Genomic DNA, 21,014 nt, shown 5'->3' on the forward strand with positions numbered 1-21,014 from the left:
ATCGGACCCCTCAATAGGGACTTTGGTCCCTGCCCCCTGCCATGGGCCGGCCCCGAGGCTGGTGCCATGCCCGATATCGACGCGGTTCCCGGCATGGGGCCGTTGCTTGCCGCCAGGACGTTCTTCACCAAGGCCGAGGTGTCGGCCGACGGCCGCACCCTGCACCAGATCGACTCAGGCGCGTGGGACCGCTTCTACCGCGACCGATGGGCGCACGACAAGGTCGTGCGCTCGACCCACGGGGTGAACTGCACGGGCTCGTGCTCGTGGCAGGTGTTCGTCAAGGACGGCCTGATCACCTGGGAGCACCAGGCCACCGACTACCCGTCGGTGGGGCCGGGATCGCCCGAGTACGAGCCGCGCGGGTGCCCCCGTGGCGCGTCGTTCTCCTGGTACACGTACTCGCCGTCCCGCGTGCGCTACCCGTACGTGCGAGGGGTGCTGCTGGAGATGTGGCGGGAGGCCCGCGACCGGCTGGGCGACCCCGTGCTGGCGTGGGCGGAGCTGACCGGCGACCCGGAGCGGGCGCGGGCGTACAAGCGGGCGCGCGGCAAGGGCGGGTTCGTGCGGTCGAGCTGGGACGAGGTCCTGGAGCTGATGGCCGCCGCGCACGTGCACACGATCAAGCAGTACGGGCCCGACCGGGTCGTGGGGTTCTCGCCGATCCCCGCCATGTCGATGGCGTCGTTCGCGGCCGGCACCCGGTTCCTGTCGATGATCGGCGGCACGCTGCTGTCCTTCTACGACTGGTACGCCGACCTGCCGATTGCCTCCCCGCAGGTGTGGGGCGACCAGACGGACGTGCCCGAGGCCGCCGACTGGTGGAACTCCCGCTACCTGATCATGTGGGGCTCCAACATCCCGGTCACCAGGACGCCGGACGCGCACTTCATGACCGAGGCCCGCTACCAGGGCACCAAGGTCGTCGCGGTCAGCCCCGACTACGCCGACAACGTCAAGTTCGCCGACGACTGGCTGTCCCCGCACCCGGGCACGGACGGCGCGCTGGCCATGGCGATGGGGCACGTGGTGCTGTCGGAGTTCTTCCGCGACCGCCAGATCCCCTACTTCGCCGACTATGTCCGGAAATATACGGACCTCCCGTTCCTGGTCACCCTGGAGCCGCGCGGCGACGCCTACGTCCCGCGCCGCTTCCTGACCGCCGCCGACCTGTCCGGACACGAGGCCGAGCAGGGCGAGAACGCCGAGTTCAAGACGGTCTTCCTGGACGAGCCGAGCGGCGCGCCCGTCGTGCCGAACGGCTCCCTCGGCTTCCGCTGGGGCCAGGAGGGCGAGGGCCGCTGGAACCTCGACCTGGACGGCACCACACCGGCCCTGACGCTCCTCGGCCGGCATGCGGTGGAGGTGGACCTGCCGCGCTTCGACGAGGGCGACACCGAGGGAGGCTCCGCCATGCGGCGCGGCGTGCCCGTCGCCGAGGTGGGCGGCAAGCTCGTCACGACCGTGTTCGACCTGCTCATGGCCCAGTACGGGGTGCCACGCGACGGTCTGCCGGGGGAGTGGCCCGCCGGGTACGACGACGCCGCGCAGCCGTACACGCCGGCCTGGGCCGAGGAGATCACCTCGGTGCCGGCCGCCACGATCGCCAGGATCGCCCGCGAGTTCGCCCGCAACGCCGAGGTCACCGAGGGCCGCTCGATGATCGCGATGGGCGCCGGCACCAACCACTGGTTCCACTCCGACCAGATCTACCGCGCGTTCCTGACCCTGACCACGCTGACCGGCTGCCAGGGCGTCAACGGCGGCGGCTGGGGCCACTACGTCGGGCAGGAGAAGGTCCGCCCGATCACCGGCTTCCAGCACCTGGCCTTCGCCTTCGACTGGCAGCGGCCGACCAGGCACATGGCCGGCACCGCGTTCTGGTACCTGGCCACCGACCAGTGGCGTTACGAGCGGATCGGGGCGGACGAGCTGGCCAGCCCGCTGGGCGAAGGCCTGTTCGAGGGCCGGTCGTTCGCCGACTGCAACGCCCAGGCCGCCCGGCTGGGCTGGCTGCCCTCGCACCCGACGTTCGACCGCAACCCGCTCGTGCTCGCCGACGAGGCCAGGCTGAAGGGCATCCCGGTCGCCGAGCACGTGGTGAACGAGCTGACCGCCGGCCGCCTGCGCTTCGCCGCCGAGGACCCCGGCGACCCGGCCAACTTCCCGCGCGTGCTCACCGTCTGGCGGGCCAACCTGCTCGGCTCCTCCGGCAAGGGCAACGAGTACTTCCTGCGGCACCTGCTCGGCACCGACGCCGAGACCCGCAACGAGGAGGGCGCCCGCCCGGCCGAGGTGACCTGGCGCGAACAGGCCGCCGAGGGCAAGCTCGACCTGCTGACCACGATCGACTTCCGGATGACGTCCACGGCGCTGTTCGCCGACGTCGTGCTGCCCGCCGCCACCTGGTACGAGAAGCACGACCTGTCCAGCACCGACATGCACCCGTTCGTGCACGCCTTCAACCCGGCCATCGCCCCGCCCTGGCAGACCCGCTCCGACTACGACGCCTTCCTCGGCCTCGCCGAGGCGTTCTCGAAGCTGGCCGCGACCCACCTGGGCGCCCGCACCGACGTGCTGGCCGTGCCGCTCACCCACGACACCCCCGACGAGCTGGCCCAGCCCGGCGGGCGGGTGCTCGACTGGAAGCACGGCGAGTGCGAGCCGATCCCCGGCAGGACCATGCCGAAGATCGTCACGATCGAGCGCGACTACGGGGCCGTCGCCGAGCGCATGCGCGGCATCGGTCCGCTCTTCGGCAAGCTGGGGCTGACCACCAAGGGCATCACCTACCAGGTCGGGCCCGAGCTGGTGCACCTGCGCGGCAAGAACGGCCGCACCCCCGAGGGCAGGATCTCGCTGGAGACGGCCGACCGCATGTGCGAGGCCATCCTCGCGCTGTCAGGCACCACGAACGGCCGCCTGGCCACGCAGGGCTTCCAGACGCTGGAGCGGCGCACCGGGACGCGGCTGGCGGACCTGGCCGCCGAGCACGAGGGCAAGCGCATCACGTTCGCGGACACGCAGGCCAGGCCGCAACCGGTGATCACCTCGCCCGAGTGGTCGGGGTCGGAGACCGGCGGGCGCCGCTACTCCGCGTTCGTGATCAACGTCGAGCGGGACAAGCCGTGGCACACGCTGACCGGGCGGCAGCAGTTCTTCCTCGACCACGACTGGATCATCGAGCTGGGGGAGCAGCTCCCCGCGTACCGCCCGCCGCTCAACCTGCCGCGCCACTACGGCGAGCAGGGCGAGGGGGACGCCGCCGAGGTGACGGTCCGCTACCTGACCCCGCACTCCAAGTGGTCCATCCACTCCGAGTACCAGGACAACGCGTACATGCTGGCGCTGTCGCGCGGCGGGCCCACGATCTGGATGAGCGTCGAGGACGCCGCGCGGATCGGGGTCGCCGACAACGACTGGATCGAGGCGTACAACCGCAACGGCGTGGTCGTGGCCAGGGCCGTCGTCTCCCACCGCATGCCCGCCGGGACCGTGTACATGTACCACGCCAAGGACCGCAACGTGAACGTGCCGCTCACCGAGAAGTCGGGCAGGCGCGGCGGCGTGCACAACTCCCTCACCCGGCTGCTGCTCAAACCCAGCCACCTCATCGGCGGGTACGCGCAGTTCACCTACGCCTTCAACTACTACGGGCCGACCGGCAACCAGCGGGACGAGGTCACCGTGATCCGCCGCCGCGCCCAGGAGGTGACCTACTGATGCGCGTCATGGCACAGGTGGCCATGGTGATGAACCTGGACAAGTGCATCGGCTGCCACACCTGCTCCGTCACCTGCAAGCAGACCTGGACCAACCGGGACGGCGTCGAGTACGTCTGGTTCAACAACGTCGAGACCAAGCCCGGCATCGGCTACCCCAAGCGGTACGAGGACCAGGAGCGCTGGCGCGGCGGCTGGCAGCTCGACCGGCGCGGCCGCCTCAAGCTCCGCGCCGGCGGCCGGATCAAGCGGCTGGTCAGCCTGTTCTCCAACCCCGACCTGCCCGGCCTGGACGACTACTACGAGCCGGCCACCTACGACTACGACACCCTGCTCAACGCCCCCGCCGGCCCGCACACGCCGGTCATCCGCCCCAAGTCCGCCATCACCGGCGAGGACATGGCCATCACCTGGGGCGCGAACTGGGAGGACGACCTCGGCGGCGCCCCCGAGCACGCCCCGGGCGACCCGAACCTGGCCGCGATGGCGGAGCAGGTGCGGCTGGAGTTCGACCGGACGTTCATGTTCCACCTGCCGCGCATCTGCGAGCACTGCCTCAACCCGGCCTGCGTGGCCGCCTGCCCGTCGGGAGCCATGTACAAGCGGGAGGAGGACGGCATCGTCCTGGTGGACCAGGACCGGTGCCGGGGCTGGCGCATGTGCGTGTCGTCGTGCCCGTACAAGAAGGTGTACGTCAACCACCGGACCGGCAAGGCCGAGAAGTGCACGTTCTGCTTCCCGCGCATCGAGGCCGGGCAGCCCACCGTGTGCGCCGAGACCTGCGTCGGCCGGCTGCGCTACCTCGGGCTCATCCTGTACGACGCCGACGCCGTGCTCGGCGCGGCCCGCGTCGAGGACCCGCGCGACCTGCTGGAGGCGCAGCGCCGGGTCTTCCTCGACCCGGACGACCCGGCCGTCATCGCCGCAGCCCGCGCCGCCGGGATCAGCGAGGACTGGATCGCGGCCGCCCGGCGCTCGCCGATCTACCGGCTGGTCATGAAGTACCGGGTGGCGCTGCCGCTGCATCCCGAGTACCGGACGATGCCCATGGTCTGGTACATCCCGCCGCTGTCGCCCGTGCTGGACGCCGTCACCGGCGTGGGCGCGGACGCCGACGACCCCGACAACGTCTTCCACGCCATCACCGACCTGCGGATCCCCCTCGAGTACCTGGCGAGCCTGTTCGCGGCGGGGGACACCGAGGTTGTGGCCGGGGTGCTGATGAAGCTGTCGGCCATGCGGGCGTACATGCGGGCCAGGACCATCGACGGCAGCCGGCCCGCCGAGCTGCTGGAGGCCGTGGGGATGACCGCGGACGACATGGAGGAGATGTACCGGCTGCTGGCCATCGCCAAGTACGAGGAGCGGTACGTCGTGCCCGCCGCGCACCGCGAGGACGCCGCCGCGCTGTCCGCCCAGGCGGACGGGTGCAGCCTCGACGGGGAGGGCGGGCCCGGCATGGGCGGCTTCCATCCGGTGGGGCTGACGGGGCGGCGCGGCGACGGGCGTACCGGGCTGAGGCTGTTCGCCGGCGGCAAGGGAGGTGCGGCGTGAAGCTCCGCACCCGGCGCGCCGCCCCCAGGGGCGAGGACCGCGCGGCCCGCTCCGCCCCCGCCTCTGCCTGGGCTGGGAGCTCGCAGGAGCGGGCCGCGTTCCTGCGGCTGGTGTCGCTGCTCCTCCAGTACCCCGACGACGGCCTGCTGGCCGCCCGCGACGAGCTGTGCCGCGCCGCCGGCGCGCTGCCCGCCTCACCGGGGCGGGACGGGCTGGTCGCGTTCACCGGCTGGTACCGCGAGTGCGAGCCGATGCCGCTGGCCCGCTCCTACGTCGAGACGTTCGACCTGCGCCGCAGATCCAGCCTCTACCTCACCTACTACCTGCACGGCGACACCCGCCGCCGAGGCATGGCCCTGCTCACCCTCAAGCAGCGCTACCGCGTGGCCGGGCTCGTCCCGCCGGAGGGTGAGCTGCCCGACTTCCTGCCGGTGGTCTGCGAGTTCGCCGCCCTGGCGGGGCCCGCCACGGGCGAGGCGCCGCTGCGGCAGCACCGCAAGGGGCTGGAGCTCATCCGCTCCGCCCTGCGCTCCGCCGGGTCGCCGTACGCGCTGGTGCTCGACGCCCTCTGTGCCGAGCTGCCCGAGCTGTCCGCGGCCGACCGCGCCGCCGTCGCCGGCCTCGCGCTGGACGGGCCGCCCGCCGAGGACGTCGGCCTCGCACCTTACGGCCCGCCGCTCGACGAGATGCTCGCCCCCTACGGCCCGCCGCCCGACGAAATGGAGGTACGGCCGTGAGCGTCGCGCTCTGGGTCGTCGTCCCGTACATCGCTCTGACGATCTTCGTCGTGGGGCACGTCTGGCGCTGGCGGGTGGACCAGTTCGGCTGGACCACCCGCACCACGCAGGTGCTGGAGAGCCGGCTGCTGCGGCTCGGGTCGCCGCTGTTCCACCTCGGCGCGTTCGCCGCGATCGGCGGGCACGTCCTGGGGCTGCTCGTCCCCAAGAGCTGGACCGCGGCCGTCGGCGTGGACGAGCACCTGTACCACCTGGTGTCGGTCAGCGCCGGCACCGTGGCCGGGCTCATGGTGGTGGCCGGGCTCGCGCTGCTGCTGGCCCGCCGCTTCACCAGCCCGCGGGTACGCCGCACCACGACCCGCGCCGACAAGGTGCTGTTCACGGTGCTGGCGGTGGTGATCCTGCTCGGCATGAGCGCCACCGTGGGCAAGAACCTGCTCGGCGGCGGCTACGACTACCGCGGCACCATCGCCGTCTGGTTCCGCGGCGTGCTCTCCTTCCGGCCCGACCCCGACCTCATGACCGACGTGCCGCTGATCTTCCAGCTGCACGCCCTGTCGGCCTGGCTGCTGGCCGCGATCTGGCCGTTCACGCGGCTCGTGCACGTCTGGTCGGCGCCGATCGCCTACCTGTGGCGGCCGTACGTCGTCTACCGCCGCCGCACTCCGCGGCCCGTGCCCGCCGCGGGAAGCCGGAAATGAGCGCCGTCGCGGTCATGATCCCGCTGGCCGCCGCGGGCGTCGCGATGGTGGTGGCGGGGCCGGTCATGGCGGTCAAGGGCTTCCAGGGCCGCGCCGACATCCAGTCGGAGCTGCGCGGGCAGGGGATCACCTTCCCCGGCCACGGGCTGTCCGGAGCCGCGCGCGCCCAGCAGGGGCGGCCGGTCCTCACCGGGCCGCAGGCCAGGCTCTTCGCCGAGATGATCGGGCAGAACGTGCTCGCGGCCACGGGCGGGCGGACGTACGCGGAGGTCAGCGCCGAGCTGATGGCCGCGGGAGGGGCCGACGAGAAGCTGACCAAGCTGCGGCAGACCGCCTTCACCGGCCAGATGCTGCGGGCCTCCCTGCTCAACGCCTACCAGGCGTGGCAGGTCACCACCCTGGTCATCGGGCTGGGCGCGCTGCTGGTCGTCGTCGGCGCGGCGCTGCTCGCCGCGAGTGTCCTGCTCGCCGCCACCGGCTGAGAGGGTTGTGGTGAAAGACTCGGCCGTCTCCGCCGCCCGTGCCGGGCGGGCGGGGGACCTGCCCGCCCCCTACGGCGCGATGCTCCGCGCCTACGCCGCCGCGCTGGCCGGGTCGCGCCTGGCCGACTCCAGCAGGGCCGTCTACCTGCGCCGAGTCCGCGGCTACCTGGCCTGGATCGCGGCGACCGCGACCGATGAACGCCTGCCGGATGAGCGCCTGCCGGGTGAGCGCCTGGCTGACGGGCGCTCGCTCGGCGGGTGCTCGGCCGGTGTGCCGCCGGTTCGCGGGCCGCTGGGGGACATGACCGCGGCCGTGCACACCGCCCGCGCCTACCACCGCTGGCTGGACGGCCGCCGCGCCCCCCGTACCACCGCCGGCATCCTCGCCGCCGTCGAGGACTTTCACGCCCGGCTGCGGCTGGGCGCCACGGGCATCCCGCGCGCGCGGGCCCGCGACCCACAGGACCGGCCGGAAGTCCCCCGCGCCGGGGACCTTGGTCCATACCCCTGTCCATGACCTCTGAGCTGGGATGAGACAGGAGACTTCACCGGCTTTCCACCACCACGTGAGGAAGACATGACGAACGCACCGGCCGCCGCTGTCGGCCGCACACCTTTCCTGATGCTCGGCCTGGCCACCCTCGGCTTCGCCCTCAACTTCTGGGCCTGGGCGCTGCTCTCGCCGCTCGGGCCCCGGTACAAGGAAGTGCTCGGACTGTCCGCGGCACAGCAGGCGCTGCTGGTGGCCGTACCCGTGATCGTCGGCTCGCTGGGCCGCATCCCGGTCGGAGCGCTCACCGACCGGTTCGGCGGGCGCGTGATGTTCCCGCTGATCTCCGCGGCGACCATCGTGCCCGTGCTGTTCATCGGCGTGGCGGGGCAGACCTCGCTGGCCGCGCTGCTGGCCGGAGGGTTCTTCCTGGGCATCGCGGGGACCGTCTTCGCCGTGGGGGTGCCGTTCGTGACCGCCTGGTTCCCGCCGGACCGGCGCGGGCTGGCGATCGGGATCTTCGGCGCCGGCATGGGCGGCACCGCGATCAGCGCGCTGACCACGGTGAACCTGGTGAAGGCCGGCGGCGCGGCCACCCCGTTCCTGATCACCGCCGTCGTCCTGGCCGTGTACGCCGTCGTCGCGTGGCTGGTCCTGCGTGACGCGCCCGGACGCACGGTGGCGACCGCGCCGCTGGCCGCCCGCATGGCCGCGACGCTGCGGCTGCCGATCACGTGGCAGGCGTGCGTGCTGTACGCGGTCGCGTTCGGGGGTTACGTCGCCTTCTCGGTCTACCTGCCCGCCTACCTGCAGAGCGGGTACGGGCTCGAACAGGCCGACGCCTCCTACCGCATGGCGGGCTTCGTGGGCCTGGCCGTGCTGGCGCGCCCCGCCGGCGGCTGGCTGTCGGACCGCGTCGGCCCCGTGCCCGTGCTGACCGGCGTGTTCGCGGTGATCGTCATGATGGCCGCGGTGCAGGCGCTCACGCCCGGGCTGATGCCGGTGGGCACGATCGCGTTCCTGACCATGGCAGCCGCGCTCGGTGCGGGCAGCGGGGCCACGTTCGCCCTGGTCGCGCAGGTCGCGCCGGCCGACAAGGTGGGCTCGGTGACGGGTCTGGTGGGGGCCGCCGGTGGGCTCGGCGGGTTCGTGCCGCCGCTGCTCATGGGCTTCATCTACGGTGAGCTGGGCTCGTACGGGCTCGGCCTCGGCCTGCTGGCCGTCACCGCCGCCGCCACCCTGGCCCTGACGGTCACCATCGTCCGGTCGGCGGCCGCGCGCCACCGCACCGCCGAAGCCATGCGCTGATCCTCCTTCGGAGGCGGCCGGGCGGGTGGCGGGGGATCCGGCCGGGAGCAGTAGTTGCACATGGTCACACTCCCCAGCGAGCGAGGTCGTCCCGGTAGGGAAAGCTGCCGGGCTGGTAACCGCACCACGGCTCCTCGGCCAGCTCGTCCCCCGTGCACGCGTACGCGCGGGAACGGGAGCCGCCGCAGATCGCCCGGAACTCGCAGGCGCCGCACCGCCCTCCCAGCAGGTCCGGATCGCGTAGCCGGGCGAAGAGCGGGCGGGCGGAGGGTCACCGGCGGGTGCTCGGTGACCGGTGGCGGCGGGTCACAGGCGCGCTCCCAGCAGGATGCGGGCCACGACGTCCGCGGCCGAGTGGTCGTCGGGCAGGCCGTCGAGGAAGCCGGTGTCCTGGCCCAGGGTCAGCAGGGGCGGCTCGGCGTACCCGTCGGCGCGGTGCTGCCCGAGCCCGATCGCGGCCAGCAGGCCGTTGCACAGGCAGCGCCGCCCGTCGGCCTCCTCCGCGGGCCGGCCCTTGCGCACGTACACGTCCACCGGCTCGGCGGGGCAGCGGTATCCGAGCGAGCCGTCCTTCTTCTGGTACGGCGTGCGCAGGTAGCCCAGGTCGCACAGCCGGGGCCGGGCCTGGTACACCTCTTCCTCCGACAGCGTCCCCGCCACGGCGGCGACCTTGAACGGGAAGCCCGTGGGCGAGGCCCGCGGGTCGTTGCGCACGTGCCCGGCCCGGCGCCGCAGCCGCCGGCGCAGCCGCGGGTCGAGCCCGGACTCGCGGCACAGCGCGAAGGCCGATCCCACCTGGATCCCCTCCGCCCCGGCTGCCCGGGCGCGTTCGAGCCCGCCGGGCGTGCCGTACCCGCCGGCCAGCCAGAACGGTAGCCCGAGCGCGGCGACCTTGCCGGCGTCGGCGTCGTCGCGCGGCCCGTACACCGGCTCGCCGGCCGCGTCGAGCACCATGCGGCCCCTGGGCGGCGCGCTGTGGCCGCCCGCGACCGGCGTCTCGATCACGAACCCGTCGGGCTCGGTCTGCGGCGAGCGCGCCAGGTACGCGGCCAGCACGTGCGACGACACGATCGCCAGGAACCGGGGCCGGGCGAGCGGCTCCAGCCGGCGGCCGAGCAGGTGTACAGGGTCGAGGCCGATCGTGTGCCCCTCGCCGCCCGCCACCGGCACCGAGATCCGGCCGGGACGGTGCTCGGCCAGGTCGTCGAGCAACCGGGGGATCTCCGCCGGGATGCCCGCGCCCATCAGCACGTAGTCGGCCCCGGCCAGCATCGCGCCGTAGGCGGCGGCGGGGGTGGCGAGCTGGATCTTCTCCAGGAAGTTGATCCCGACAAGCCCGTCGTGGCCCTCCTTGGCGAGGAAGACCTCGGCGAAGTTGGCGACCACGGCCAGCTCGTCGCGGGCGCGGTGGCCGCGCAGCCCGAGCCGGGGCACGGGCCGGTACGGCACGCCGCCGGCGGTGCCGCCGGGCACGAAGTAGCGGCCGAGCACGCGCTCGGCGATCTCCGGCACCGGGAAGCAGGCCAGCGCGCGGCGCAGGTGCCCGCCGGGGTCGCCGAGCTGCAGCCGCCTGGCCAGGGTGACGTCCAGCGCGGTGCCGGAGACCACGCCGAGCTGGCCGGTCTCGGCGACGGCGCGGGCCAGCCGCCAGCCGGACACGCCCACGCCCATCCCGCCCTGGATCAGGACGGGACGTCTTGCCTCAGACACGCCCGGCCTCCTGCGGTTCGACGACCTCGGACACTGGCCGGCGCGGCACGCGGGCGACGGGCCTGCCGTAGCCGAACCTGACGAGCATCTGCACGTGCCCGAAGGGCCCCACGGCCGGGTCGCCGCGATGGTGCGGGGCTCGCAGGTCGAGCGGCTGGCTGAACAGCGAGGCCGCCACGCCGTGCGCGGTCGCGGTGAGCAGCGCGCGTTGCAGCGCCTGCCCGGCACGCAACCAGTCCCACGGCCCGTCGCCTCGCGTGAACAGGGCCGCCAGCTGCGGCTCCGGCTCGAAGTCCGCGCCCGGGCGGGCGAGGCCGGGAGCGAAGTCGCGCAGGGGCAGCGGGCCGCGCGGGCGGGGGCCGAAGGCATGCTCGGGTACTCCGTCGGCGCGGCTGCCGGCGCCGGTCCACCGGGCCAGCTCGGCGCGGTAGGACTCGTCACCGGCCAGCGTCCCGTCGGCGGCGCCGATCAGGTCGAGCACCCGGCGCGCCGTGCCGCCGGTCACCAGCACCAGCGTCGCGCCCTCGTCGTGCGCGGCGTGGACCAGGTCCACGAACACCTGCCTGGGCAGCCGCCGCGTGTCGAAGGGAAAGCGGTTGGTCCGCCGGTGCGGGATCATCTCGTACAGCAGCCGCTCGTCCTGGCTCGGCGGCTCACCGGGCACGGCCCGCACCGTGGCCAGCAGGTCCGGCCGCTCGCCGGGATCGGGCAGGACCGTCACGCGGGCGTCGTGGCCGGTCATCCGGAGCGCCAGCCTGAGGTTGAACAGCGCGGCCCCGCAGCTGACGCCGAGCCCGCGCCCCATCGGGTCCGTGACGATCAGCAACCGGTCGAGGTCCGCGTACAGCTCCATGGTGGCGTCGTCGACCCGGCGGAAACGCCAGGGCTGGGTGTTGTGCACGGACGGCGCGGCCACGGCGGCGCCCACCGCCCTGCGCACCCCGGCACGCGTCGCGAACGGCGGCGCGCCGGGATCGGTCACGGGGACTTCAGCAGACATGGACCCAAGATCTCGTGATCCGCCAGGCCCGAGGCAGGGACCAAAGTCCCTCAGAACAGGTCCGATGGACCCGTGCGCGAGGCGGCTCCGGCCCAGGAGAGACGATCTGCCGCGCGTCTCGCCGTTGCGAGGCGCCGGAGCCGGCCGGCCGATCGGCCGGTCAGGCCAGTGTCGCGCCGGTGGTGGGCAGGCCGGCCTGGTCCGGGACCACCTTGGGCAGGGCGCGCAGCCATCCCTCCAGGTCGGCGGGCCACCACCGCCCCGCCGCCAGCCGCCCCAGCTCCTGCGCGACCGCCGCCGCCGAGGCGCTCACCGGCACCACCCGTACGGGAGCCGCCCCCGCCAGCACCCCCAGCCACCAGTGCCGCCACGTCCGGGTGAGCTCGTCGGGCTCCAGCACCAGGTAGTAGTCGGGCAGCACCAGCCGGCCGGCCCGCAGCTCGCCCAGCGCGGCCTCGATGGCCACCTCGAGAGCGCCGACCACGCCGGTTCCGTCGAAGTAGGCGGTCCACTCCGCCGCCACGTCCGCCAGCGGGTCGGCGTCGTGCACGACGTACGTGGCCGCCGACCGCCCGGCGATTTCCATCACCTCGGACGCGCTGCGCTCGCCCCGGGTGATCGCCCGCACGTTGTGCAGCTTGTCCAGCCCCGCGACCACTCCGGCGGCGCCGTCCCCCGCCACCACGACCACCGTACTGCTCAAACGCCGCATATCGGGCAGTTTACTGTCGGGCTCCGCTCCTCGGTCAGACTGATGACCATGGCGATGACGTACGAGCTCGGCGAGATCATGGCGGAACGGCAGCTCGAGGCCGTGACCACGGACGGCGCCCGCACCCGGGTGACGGTCAGGTTCGGCAGGCCGCGCCCCGACGAGCTGAGCGCGAACGGCGACTGGTGCTGCCCCCACCAGATCGTCGGCCTGGGTGAGGAGGGCGTGGGCGCGTCGTTCGGCGTGGACTCGCTGCAGGCCCTCCTGCTGAGCGTGTACAAGGTGCGGCTGAAGCTGGACGAGCGGGCGGCGGCCGCGGACGTCCGTCTCGACTGGCTGGGACAGCCGGATCTCGGCCTGGAAATCGTCCCGCGCCGCTGAGTCACACTTCCGCGGCGCCGGGGGTCAAGGCGATGAAGACCTCGAACCGCACCATGAAGGAGCACCCGATGAACATCGCCTACACCGTCGTCACCGTCCTGGCCGCCCTCTGGGTGGGCTTCTCGGCCCTGTCGGTCTTCATCCGCGCCAAGTGGGTCGTGGAGCCCCTGGCCGAGTACGGCGTCGCCCGCCGCTGGTGGCCGTGGCTGGGCGCCGCCAAGGCCGCCGGGTCGCTGGGGCTGCTGGCCGGGCTGTTCGTGCCGGTGATCGGCGTCCTGGCCACGATCGGCCTGGTGGTCTACTTCACGGGCGCGGTCGTCACCGTGGCCCGGGCCCGCTCGTACGCCCACCTGCCGTTCCCGCTGCTCTACCTGGCTCCGGTGGTGGGCGCGTTCCTGCTCGGAGTATGAAGGAACCCGTGACGCTTCCTCCCGTCCCCAAGCTCGACGCCCGCCGCCGCGGACCCCGCAGCGGACCGGACGCGGCGTGGCGTCACGCTCGTCGGCGGCGACCTGGTCACAATGGGAAAAGGCCAGGTCACAGCGTGCGGGGAGGGCGAATGCGGGCCATCGTCGGCATGGCGGCGGCGGCCGTCCTCGTCCTCGCCACCCCCGCGACCGCCCACGCCGGGACGCCGCCGTGGCGCAAGCTCACGTCCTTCTTCGTCACGCCGTACGCGCCCCACCAGAACGACGTCATCCGGGTGCTCCTGCACTGCCCCGACGAGTCGAACCACGCGATCGTCGGCTCCACCGCGTTCCCGCTGAAGGGCTCCTGGCGCGCCTACCGCGAGGTCGGCGTGGGGCTCTCGGGGCGGGGCTTCGGCAGGCGGGGCGTCATCATCTCCCGCTACGCGCCGCCCGGGCACCACGAGGTGCGCATGAAGTGCGTCAAGGTGACCATCGACAAGGCCACCCACCTCAGGAAGGTCAAGGTACTCGGCCGCGCCTCGGCCCCGCTCCTCGTCCGCGAGTTCCGCGTCAAGCAGTACTTCTGAGGGTCAGCCGCGCAGCACCGCGTACGCCCGCACGGTGAAGGTGCCCATGCCCCGGACGGCGGGCGGGGCGGCGTGGAAGGCGAACGGGCGTCCCGCCAGCCGCTCCAGCCCGGTCAGGTGCTCCACCACCGGGATGCCGGCGGCCAGCAGCTTCGTGTGGGCCGGGCGGGAGGGGTCGCCGACGTCGTCGATGTTCACCGAGTCGATGCCCACGAGGGCGGCCCCCTGCTCCACCAGCCATTCGACGGCGTCCGAGGTCAGGAACGGGTGCGACGGGTGGCCGTACCGCTCCGTGCGCCAGTGCCGGTCCCAGCCCGTGTGCACCAGCACCGCCCTGCCGCGCACCTCGTGCTTGTCGAACGCCTCGCGCCCGATCGCCCGCGGATCCCCGGCGGAGACCAGCACCCCCTCCAGGTTCACCAGCTTCGACAGGGGCAGCTCGCTCAGGTCGTGGCCGTCCGCGTAGCGGTGGAACGGCGCGTCGAGGTAGGTGCCGGTGTTCGCCACCATGCCGATGCGGCCGATCTGGAACTCCGTGCCGGGGGCGTACCTGCCGCGCGACGCCTCCCTGGAGACGTGGTCGGCGATCTCGGGCCCGGGCAGCCCCGGGTAGGTGATCATGCCGTGCTCGACGACATGCGACAGATCCACCAGCTCGTTCATCCCGGCCCCTCCGTGCTCGACGCCCCGAGCCTATCGCTGCTGGGCGAGCCACTCCTCGAAGGTGGTCGGCGCGATGCGGGCGCCCTCGCCGGGCAGCAGCGCGTTGCCGGCCATCTCCGGGCCGAACATCGTCGACCACGCCGGCACCAGCTTCACCTCGCGCCCGCGCGCCTGATGCGTGCGGCGGGCCATGTCCACCAGGTCCTGCGGCTCGGGCCCGGCGACGTCGGCGTAGCGTCCCTTCGGGTCGCCCACCGCGACCTCGGCCAGCACCTCGGCCACGTCGGCCGGCGCGATCGGCTGCACGAGCAGCGGCGCGATCGTGGCCACGCCGTCCTGCTCCGTCCAGCTCGCCACCATCGCGGCGAAGTCGTGGAACTGCGTCGCCGGCACGATCGTCCACGGCACCGGGCCCGCCTCCACCAGGCGTTCCTGCTCGCGCTTGCCGGCGTAGTGGGCGTTGCCCACCACCCGCCGCAACCCCACGATCGACAGCAGCACGTGGTGGCGCACGCCGGCCCGCGCCTCGGCGTCGAGCAGGTTGCGCGTGGTGGCGGCGAAGTAGGCCACCGTCTCCTCGGGGGATGCTCCCTGGCCGTTGATCGCGTCCACCACCGCGTCCACTCCGGCGAGCGCGGCGTCGAGCCCCTCGCCGGTCACGAGGTCCACGCCGAGGGAGCGGCTGATGCGCACCACGTCATGGCCGTCCCGTTCGAGGGCGGCGGTGGTGAGGGCTCCGATGTTCCCGGTGGCGCCGGCGACGGCGATCCTCATGATGATCTCCTTCTCGAATCTCGTATCGCCTCGACCGTATCTCGGACTAAATAGATCCGCAATATCCGCGATATGCTGTCGATCGTGAAGCTGCCCGTGAGTACCGAATGGCTGTTGCACTGCGCGACGTCGCTGGCCCAGCTCGAGCCGGGCGCCACCGCGTCGGCGGCCCAGCTCGCCGACTACTACGACCTCCCCGCCCCCTACCTGGCCAAACAGCTCCAGGCGCTCGTCCGGGCCGGGGTGCTGTCGGCGACGACCGGGCCGAGGGGCGGGTTCCGGCTGGCGCGGGCGGCTTCCGAGATCACGCTCTTGCAGATCGTCGAGGCGGTGGACGGCGCGTCGACGCCGTACGAGTGCCGCGAGATCCGCCGGCAGGGGCGGGGCGCGCTGCCGCCCGAGGAGTGCCGGAGCATCTGCGTCCTGGCGGAGAAGATGGCCGGCGCGCACCGGGCGTGGCGGGCCAGCCTCGCCGACGTCTCGCTCGCCGACATCCTCGCCGAGCTGTCCGCGCACGCGCCGGAGCGCACCAGGTCCCGCCTCACCGGCAGGACATGACGAGGGCGCACGTGCGGCCGTTCGCACGTGCGCCCAGGTCTTCAGGGGTTACTACTCGCGCACCTCGATGGCGGCGCCCGGGCAGACCGCGGCGGACTCTCGGACCGCCGCGTGCTGGTCCTCGCCCGGCTCGGCGTTCAGCAGGATCACGATGCCGTCATCCTCGCGCTGGTCGAACACCTCGGGCGCGATCAGCACGCACGAGCCGGCGCCGCAGCACTTGTCCTCGTCGACGGTGACCTTCATATCCGCATTCCCTCCTCGTTGATCGCTGTCACCAGCGGACCGGCACCGTACGCAGGCCGCCGACCGCCAGCCCCTCCACCCGCTCCAGCTCCGCCACCGGCACCGCCAGCTCCAGCGTCGGCAGCCTGCGCAGCAGCACCTCCAGCACGACCTGCAGCTCGGTACGGGCCAGCGACTGGCCCAGGCAGGAGTGGGCGCCGGAGCCGAAGGCCAGGTGCGGGTTCGGGCTGCGGGTCAGGTCCATCTCGGCCGCGCCCTCGAAGGCGTTCTCGTCGCGGTTGGCCGCGGCCATGCTGCAGATCACCGTCGTGCCCTTGGGCAGGTTCTCGCCGCCGATCTCCGCCTCCACGGGCAGGTAGCGGGGCAGGCCGAAGCCGGAGTTGGCGTCCAGGCGCAGCGTCTCCTCGACGGCGCCGCGGATCAGCGACGGGTCGGCCAGCAGCGCCTCCCAGCGGGTGCGGTCGGCCAGGAGCATGGAGACCATCTTGCCGATCATGTTGGCGGTGGTCTCGTGCCCCGCGACCAGCAGCGCCATGCCGGTGACGATGATCTGGAGGTCGGCCAGCCCGCCGTCGTCGGGGCCGCCGGCCGCCAGCAGCTCGCTCAGCAGGTCCTCGCCCGGCTCGGCGCGCTTGGCGTCGATGAGGTCGGACATGTACTGGAAGAACTCGGCCTGGGCGGCGTCGATCTCCTCCTTGCTGTAGCGGGTCAGGTTGAGCAGCGTGTCCGACCAGTACGAGAACCTGTCCCGGTCCTCGGCCGGCACGCCGAGCATGTCGCAGATCACGTACACCGGCAGCGGGAACCCCAGCGTCGCCCGCAGGTCACCGGGGGCGCCCCGCTTGACCAGGTCGTCGATGAGGTCCTCGGCGATCTGCGCCATCTGGGGCCGCATGGCGGCCATGCGCTTGGCCGTGAACCACTTGCCGACCAGGCGCCGCCAGTGCAGGTGCCCGTCGCCGCTGTCCGGGATGATCTCGGCCAGGGCGCTGTTGAACACCCCCGTGCCGTCGGCCGTCAGCCGGGCCGCGTCGGGGGCGGTGAGCTGGCGGGTGAAGCGCGGGTCGGCCAGCACCTGCTTGACGTCCTCGTAGCGGGTGATCAGCTTGGCCGAGTCGCCGCTGGGCAGCTTCACGTGGGCCACCGGGCAACCGCTGCGCAGCTCGGCCCACTCCGCGGGCGGGTCCAGCGCCGCGTCGTTGGGGATCGGATAGCTCAGGACCTGCTCGTTCACACTCATTCGGCATTCTCCTCGTGCGCGGATCGTTCGGCCGCCCCCCGGGCGGCTCGTGTCATGCCTGGATCGCTGGTGTTGGCCTGTCGCGCGGTGGTGACGGGCCGGGGTGGCGCGGGGCTGCCGTCACGCGGTGGTGACGGCTGGATGGCGAGGTGCGGCTGTCACCCGGTGGTGACGGCCAGGTGGCGAGGTGCGGCAGTCACGCGGTGGTGACGGGCCGGGCGGTGAGGTGCTGCTGTCTCAGTACGCGGGCCTGCTTCGGCATGTTCCAGCCGAGCACGCCGGTGACCTGGCCGTTCTCCCGGTAGAGCGCGGCGAAGCGGCCCTGCTCCGGGTCGCCTTCCGCGATGCTCACCTCGGCCGCCGCCGACGGCAGGCCGTGGGCCTGGATCTTGATGTCGTACTGGTCGGTCCAGAAGTACGGGATCGGTTCGTACGCGCGGTCGGCGCCGAGCACGTTGGCGGCCACCACCTGGGCCTGCTCGGTGGCGTTGGTGCGGTTCTCCAGGCGCAGCCGCCTGCCGAGCCCCTCGTGCCACCAGGACGCCACGTCGCCGACGGCGTAGACACCTTCGGCGGCGCGGCAGCGGGAGTCGCACTCCACGCCGTCGCCGAGCGAAAGCCCGCTGCCCGCCAGCCAGCCGGTCGCCGGTCGCGAGCCGATGGCCACCACGACCGCGTCGGCGGGCAGCAGCTCGCCGGTGGCCAGCCGTACGCCGGTGACCCGCCCGCCGGCCGAGGTCAGCTCCTCGACCGCGACGCCGAGCCGCAGCACCACCCCCCGTTCCACGTGCGTTCGGGTGAGCAGCTCGGCTGCCGGGCCGCCGAGCTGGTCGGCGAGGATCGCCGGGCCGAGGCCGACGAGCGTGACGTCGAGGCCCAGCTTGCGGGCCGTCGCGGCGACCTCGCCGCCCAGCACGCCCTCGCCCACGACCACCAGCCGCCTGGCGGCGGTCAGGTGGGCGCGCAGGGTGAGCGCGTCGTCCAGGCCGCGCAGCTCGTGCACCCCCGCCAGCCCTGGCTGCCCCGGGAGGCGGCACGGCGTCAGCCCCGTGGCGATGACGACGGCGTCGCCGCGCAGCACCCGGCCGGTGGCCGTGCGCACCTCGCGGGCGGCGGCGTCGAGGGAGACGGCCGGCTCGCCCCGGACGAACTCCGCGTCCAGCGCATCGAGCTGCGCCTGCGTACGGAGCTGGGCCCGGCCCGGCTCCCAGTCGCCGGCCAGGACCTGCTTCGACAGCGGCGGACGGTCGTAGGGGAGGTGCGGCTCGGCGTCGAGGAGCGTGAGCCGCCCCTGGTGGCCCTGGCGCCGCAGCGCCTCGGCCGTGCTCAGGCCGGCGGCCGAGGCGCCGACGATCAGGACGCTGCCGGACGGGGTCACGCCGCCCCGCTCCGGCGAGAGGTGGCCCTACCTGCAGGAATCCGCATGTGACGTAGTCCTTTCCCTCGTGTCGCCCACAGATTACCCTACATCTGTAGGAAAACCTGCACATGTAGGTAGACGGTAGGGTGAAGACGTGGCAACGAGCAGAGCAAGCAGCACCTCCACCCCGGGCGACCGGCGCGTGCGCCGCACCCAGGCGGCCCTGGCGCGGGCGCTGCTCCAGCTCGTGGAGGAGCAGGACCTGTCCCGGATCACCGTCGCCGACGTGGCCGAGCTCGCCGGGGTGAGCCGCTCGACCTTCTACGACCACTACCGCGACGTGCACGAGCTGGCCGAGGCCGCCTGCACGGCGATGATCGACAACCTGATCGAGGCGCTGCCGGGCGACTTCAACGTGGCCGACCCCGCAGAGGAGGCCACCCAGTCGCTGGAGGCGTTCTTCGCCAGCCTCGCCGAGCACGCCGGGCTCTACCGCGCGCTGCTGGGGCCGCAGGGCAGCGCGCGCGTGGCCGACCACATCCGCCACCGCAGCACGGCGGCCATCCAGGAGCGCCTCCAGGAGGCCATCGACAGCGCCGGCGTGCCCGAGCGCGCCAGGGCGGTGCTGGACCTGCCGCTGGACGTGCCCGCGGCGTTCACGGCGGGGGCGCTCATCGGCGTGGCCGCCGAGTGGCTGCGGAGCGGCTGCCCCCGTCCTCCGGCCGAGATGGCCGCCCTGACCTGGCCGCTGTTCCACTCCCTCTACCGCATGGACGCGACCCCGCCTTCCTGATCGCGCCGGTGATTGTGCCGATGCGCGAAGCCGGCGGGCGGGGGAGCATCGGGCGGGGCCGGTGGCCGGGAGGGAGAGTGCCCGGTGCGGCCGGCTCCCTGGGCCCCGGAAGGAGATCGCGCGATGGCGCCATTCCCCAGGACGGTACGGATCGCGGGCGCGGCACTGCTCGCCGCGAGCCTGCTTCCCGCTTCGGCTGCTTCAGCGGCTTCGGCGGCTACAGCTGTTTCCGCTGCTCCGGCGGCGCAGGCTGTGACCACCTCGACCGCTTCGACCGCTTCGACCGCGGTCGACGTCCCGCGGGTCGAGGGCCCGCTGCCAGGGGCTCCGCCGGGTGACCCCACCTCTCCGGAGCTGCCGGAGACCTACCCGTGGCTGGCCACCGACGCCGACCTGCGCGCGCTCGGCTACGTCGAGCAGGAGTTCCACCTGTCGGGCAACGCCGACGCCTACAGCGCCACGGGCGAGCTGCTCGCCGCCGACGTGCCGTACCGGACCAGGGTGATCGTCCGCCGCCCGGCGAGCCAGGCCACGTTCAACGGAACCGTGCTGATGGAGTGGCAGAACGTCACCGCAGGCTACGACCTGGACGCCCTCTGGAGCACCGAGCAGCTCACCCGCGCCGGGTACGCGTGGGTCGGCGTCTCCGCCCAGCGCGTGGGCGTGAACCAGCTCCGCCAGTGGAGCCCCGCCCGCTACGGCACCCTCGACGTCACCGGCGGCGGCCTCTACATGACCGACCAGCTCTCCTACGACGTGTTCTCCCAGGCGGCCAAGGCCATCAGGGCATCGGCCCGGCCCGCCCTCCTGGGCCGCCTGCGGGCCGACACCGTGCTGGCCGTCGGCGCCTCGCAGTCGGCAGGCCGGCTGACCGTCTACTACGACGCCGTGCTGCCGCACATCGAGAGCGTCTTCGACGGGTACGGCCAGATCGTCGGCCCCGCCCCCACCCGCGCCGGCGCGGAGCCGGTCTTCCAGGTGCTGTCGGAGACCGACGTGCGCTCGCCCGTGCGTCCGACGGACACCGAGCGGTTCCGCCGCTGGGAGGTGGCCGGCAGCGCGCACTCCGGATGGCACGGCTACAGCGCCCGCGTCCCGCTGCTCGCCCGCGACCTCGGCGCCCCGCCGACGTACACGTGCGCCAGGCCGCCGTTCAGCCGCGTCCCCCTGCACCACGTCCTGGCCGCCGCCTACGACCAGCTGACCCGCTGGGCCCGGCGTGGCGCCGCGCCGCCCACCGCGCCGCCGCTGGAGTTCGCCGCCGACGGCACCAAGGCCCGCGACGAACTGGGGCTGGCGCGCGGCGGCATCCGGCTGTCGCAGGTGGCGGCGCCCACCGCGCTGAACACGGGCGACAACTCGGGGGAGACGTTCTGCGTGCTGTTCGGCACGCACATCCCGTTCGACCGGGCGCAGCTCGACCGGCTGTACCCGACGCACAGCCACTACGTGGCGGCGGTCGTCCGCGCGGACGCCCACAACGTCAGGGCCGGTTACCTGCTCCCCGGCGACGCCCGCCAGAACCTCATCGACACCAGGCCGTGAACGTCATCGCAGGAACCTCGGCCCGACGACCGCCGAACAGC

21 protein-coding genes are annotated in these 21,014 nt (G+C 73.3%); 13 read left to right on the forward strand and 8 right to left on the reverse strand.

The genetic code is table 11. From position 1 onward, the window contains the following. The first annotated feature begins 66 nt into the window (after nucleotides 1–66). From ACBJ32_RS43695 to ACBJ32_RS43725, 7 genes are read left to right on the forward strand one after another with little or no spacing between them, the layout of a single operon-like run. Complete coding sequence (locus ACBJ32_RS43695) at nucleotides 67–3,723, forward strand: nitrate reductase subunit alpha (RefSeq protein WP_375131832.1); 3,657 nt, start codon at nucleotides 67–69, stop codon at nucleotides 3,721–3,723. After that, nucleotides 3,723–5,276 carry a nitrate reductase subunit beta gene (gene narH, locus ACBJ32_RS43700; protein WP_375131833.1) on the forward strand — a complete coding sequence of 518 codons (1,554 nt, stop codon included), beginning with the start codon at nucleotides 3,723–3,725 and terminating at the stop codon, nucleotides 5,274–5,276. The genes ACBJ32_RS43695 and narH overlap by 1 nt, the downstream gene beginning before the upstream one ends. Next, the gene (narJ, locus tag ACBJ32_RS43705) at nucleotides 5,273–6,013 is read left to right on the forward strand and encodes a nitrate reductase molybdenum cofactor assembly chaperone (protein WP_375131834.1); all 741 of its coding nucleotides are present in this window, start codon (nucleotides 5,273–5,275) and stop codon (nucleotides 6,011–6,013) included. Before narH ends, narJ begins: the two co-directional genes overlap by 4 nt. After that, nucleotides 6,010–6,714 carry a respiratory nitrate reductase subunit gamma gene (gene narI / locus ACBJ32_RS43710; protein ID WP_375131835.1) on the forward strand — a complete coding sequence of 235 codons (705 nt, stop codon included), beginning with the start codon at nucleotides 6,010–6,012 and terminating at the stop codon, nucleotides 6,712–6,714. Before narJ ends, narI begins: the two co-directional genes overlap by 4 nt. Further along, entirely contained in the window at nucleotides 6,711–7,196 is a 486-nt protein-coding gene (locus ACBJ32_RS43715; protein ID WP_375131836.1) for a hypothetical protein, read from the forward strand. The genes narI and ACBJ32_RS43715 overlap by 4 nt, the downstream gene beginning before the upstream one ends. 10 nt (nucleotides 7,197–7,206) lie before the next feature. Beyond that, nucleotides 7,207–7,713 (forward strand): hypothetical protein, encoded by a 507-nt coding sequence (locus ACBJ32_RS43720; protein WP_375131837.1) that lies wholly within the window; start codon nucleotides 7,207–7,209, stop codon nucleotides 7,711–7,713. A gap of 60 nt (nucleotides 7,714–7,773) precedes the next feature. Continuing rightward, nucleotides 7,774–8,994, forward strand: coding sequence for an MFS transporter (locus ACBJ32_RS43725; protein WP_375131838.1), 1,221 nt, complete (start codon nucleotides 7,774–7,776; stop codon nucleotides 8,992–8,994). 306 nt (nucleotides 8,995–9,300) lie between these two features. On the opposite strand, the gene ACBJ32_RS43730 is transcribed toward ACBJ32_RS43725, so the two are convergent. From ACBJ32_RS43730 to ACBJ32_RS43740, 3 genes are all read right to left on the reverse strand, one after another. Continuing rightward, the gene (locus ACBJ32_RS43730) at nucleotides 9,301–10,704 is read right to left on the reverse strand and encodes a nitronate monooxygenase (RefSeq protein WP_375131839.1); all 1,404 of its coding nucleotides are present in this window, start codon (nucleotides 10,702–10,704) and stop codon (nucleotides 9,301–9,303) included. Then, nucleotides 10,697–11,704 carry an Acg family FMN-binding oxidoreductase gene (locus ACBJ32_RS43735; protein ID WP_375131840.1) on the reverse strand — a complete coding sequence of 336 codons (1,008 nt, stop codon included), beginning with the start codon at nucleotides 11,702–11,704 and terminating at the stop codon, nucleotides 10,697–10,699. Before ACBJ32_RS43735 ends, ACBJ32_RS43730 begins: the two co-directional genes overlap by 8 nt. A 160-nt stretch (nucleotides 11,705–11,864) precedes the next feature. Beyond that, nucleotides 11,865–12,416, reverse strand: a complete 552-nt coding sequence (locus ACBJ32_RS43740; RefSeq protein WP_375131841.1) for a hypothetical protein — start codon at nucleotides 12,414–12,416, stop codon at nucleotides 11,865–11,867. A gap of 48 nt (nucleotides 12,417–12,464) precedes the next feature. Between ACBJ32_RS43740 and ACBJ32_RS43745 the strand changes: the two genes are divergently transcribed. From ACBJ32_RS43745 to ACBJ32_RS43755, 3 genes are all read left to right on the forward strand, one after another. After that, nucleotides 12,465–12,797, forward strand: a complete 333-nt coding sequence (locus ACBJ32_RS43745) for a DUF6968 family protein (protein ID WP_375131842.1) — start codon at nucleotides 12,465–12,467, stop codon at nucleotides 12,795–12,797. A gap of 32 nt (nucleotides 12,798–12,829) precedes the next feature. Further along, nucleotides 12,830–13,207 carry a DoxX family protein gene (locus ACBJ32_RS43750; protein WP_375131843.1) on the forward strand — a complete coding sequence of 126 codons (378 nt, stop codon included), beginning with the start codon at nucleotides 12,830–12,832 and terminating at the stop codon, nucleotides 13,205–13,207. A gap of 149 nt (nucleotides 13,208–13,356) precedes the next feature. Next, complete coding sequence (locus tag ACBJ32_RS43755) at nucleotides 13,357–13,794, forward strand: hypothetical protein (RefSeq protein ID WP_375131844.1); 438 nt, start codon at nucleotides 13,357–13,359, stop codon at nucleotides 13,792–13,794. A 3-nt stretch (nucleotides 13,795–13,797) separates the two neighbouring features. Here ACBJ32_RS43755 and ACBJ32_RS43760 read toward each other — a convergent pair whose 3' ends face one another. Beyond that, nucleotides 13,798–14,457 (reverse strand): cyclase family protein, encoded by a 660-nt coding sequence (locus tag ACBJ32_RS43760; protein ID WP_375131846.1) that lies wholly within the window; start codon nucleotides 14,455–14,457, stop codon nucleotides 13,798–13,800. Between the two features lie 30 nt (nucleotides 14,458–14,487). Beyond that, on the reverse strand, nucleotides 14,488–15,231 hold the full coding sequence (locus ACBJ32_RS43765; protein WP_375131847.1) for an SDR family oxidoreductase: 744 nt from the start codon (nucleotides 15,229–15,231) through the stop codon (nucleotides 14,488–14,490). An 84-nt stretch (nucleotides 15,232–15,315) separates the two neighbouring features. Here ACBJ32_RS43765 and ACBJ32_RS43770 point away from each other — a divergent pair, with 84 nt between their 5' ends. Then, entirely contained in the window at nucleotides 15,316–15,789 is a 474-nt protein-coding gene (locus ACBJ32_RS43770) for an RrF2 family transcriptional regulator (RefSeq protein WP_375131848.1), read from the forward strand. Between the two features lie 51 nt (nucleotides 15,790–15,840). On the opposite strand, the gene ACBJ32_RS43775 is transcribed toward ACBJ32_RS43770, so the two are convergent. From ACBJ32_RS43775 to ACBJ32_RS43785, 3 genes are all read right to left on the reverse strand, one after another. After that, nucleotides 15,841–16,035 (reverse strand): ferredoxin, encoded by a 195-nt coding sequence (locus tag ACBJ32_RS43775; RefSeq protein ID WP_357877940.1) that lies wholly within the window; start codon nucleotides 16,033–16,035, stop codon nucleotides 15,841–15,843. A 28-nt stretch (nucleotides 16,036–16,063) separates the two neighbouring features. Next, the gene (locus tag ACBJ32_RS43780; RefSeq protein WP_375131849.1) at nucleotides 16,064–17,275 is read right to left on the reverse strand and encodes a cytochrome P450; all 1,212 of its coding nucleotides are present in this window, start codon (nucleotides 17,273–17,275) and stop codon (nucleotides 16,064–16,066) included. A gap of 196 nt (nucleotides 17,276–17,471) precedes the next feature. Beyond that, nucleotides 17,472–18,653 (reverse strand): NAD(P)/FAD-dependent oxidoreductase, encoded by a 1,182-nt coding sequence (locus ACBJ32_RS43785; RefSeq protein WP_375131850.1) that lies wholly within the window; start codon nucleotides 18,651–18,653, stop codon nucleotides 17,472–17,474. A gap of 136 nt (nucleotides 18,654–18,789) precedes the next feature. Between ACBJ32_RS43785 and ACBJ32_RS43790 the strand changes: the two genes are divergently transcribed. Together ACBJ32_RS43790 and ACBJ32_RS43795 are read left to right on the forward strand one after the other, a co-directional pair. Then, the gene (locus tag ACBJ32_RS43790) at nucleotides 18,790–19,428 is read left to right on the forward strand and encodes a TetR/AcrR family transcriptional regulator (protein WP_375131851.1); all 639 of its coding nucleotides are present in this window, start codon (nucleotides 18,790–18,792) and stop codon (nucleotides 19,426–19,428) included. Nucleotides 19,429–19,680: 252 nt separating this feature from the next. Next, entirely contained in the window at nucleotides 19,681–20,973 is a 1,293-nt protein-coding gene (locus ACBJ32_RS43795; RefSeq protein WP_375131852.1) for an alpha/beta hydrolase domain-containing protein, read from the forward strand. Nucleotides 20,974–21,014 lie beyond the last annotated feature (41 nt).

Origin of the sequence: Nonomuraea sp. GTA35 (assembly GCF_041950525.1) — a bacterium.
Lineage (GTDB): Bacteria > Actinomycetota > Actinomycetes > Streptosporangiales > Streptosporangiaceae > Nonomuraea.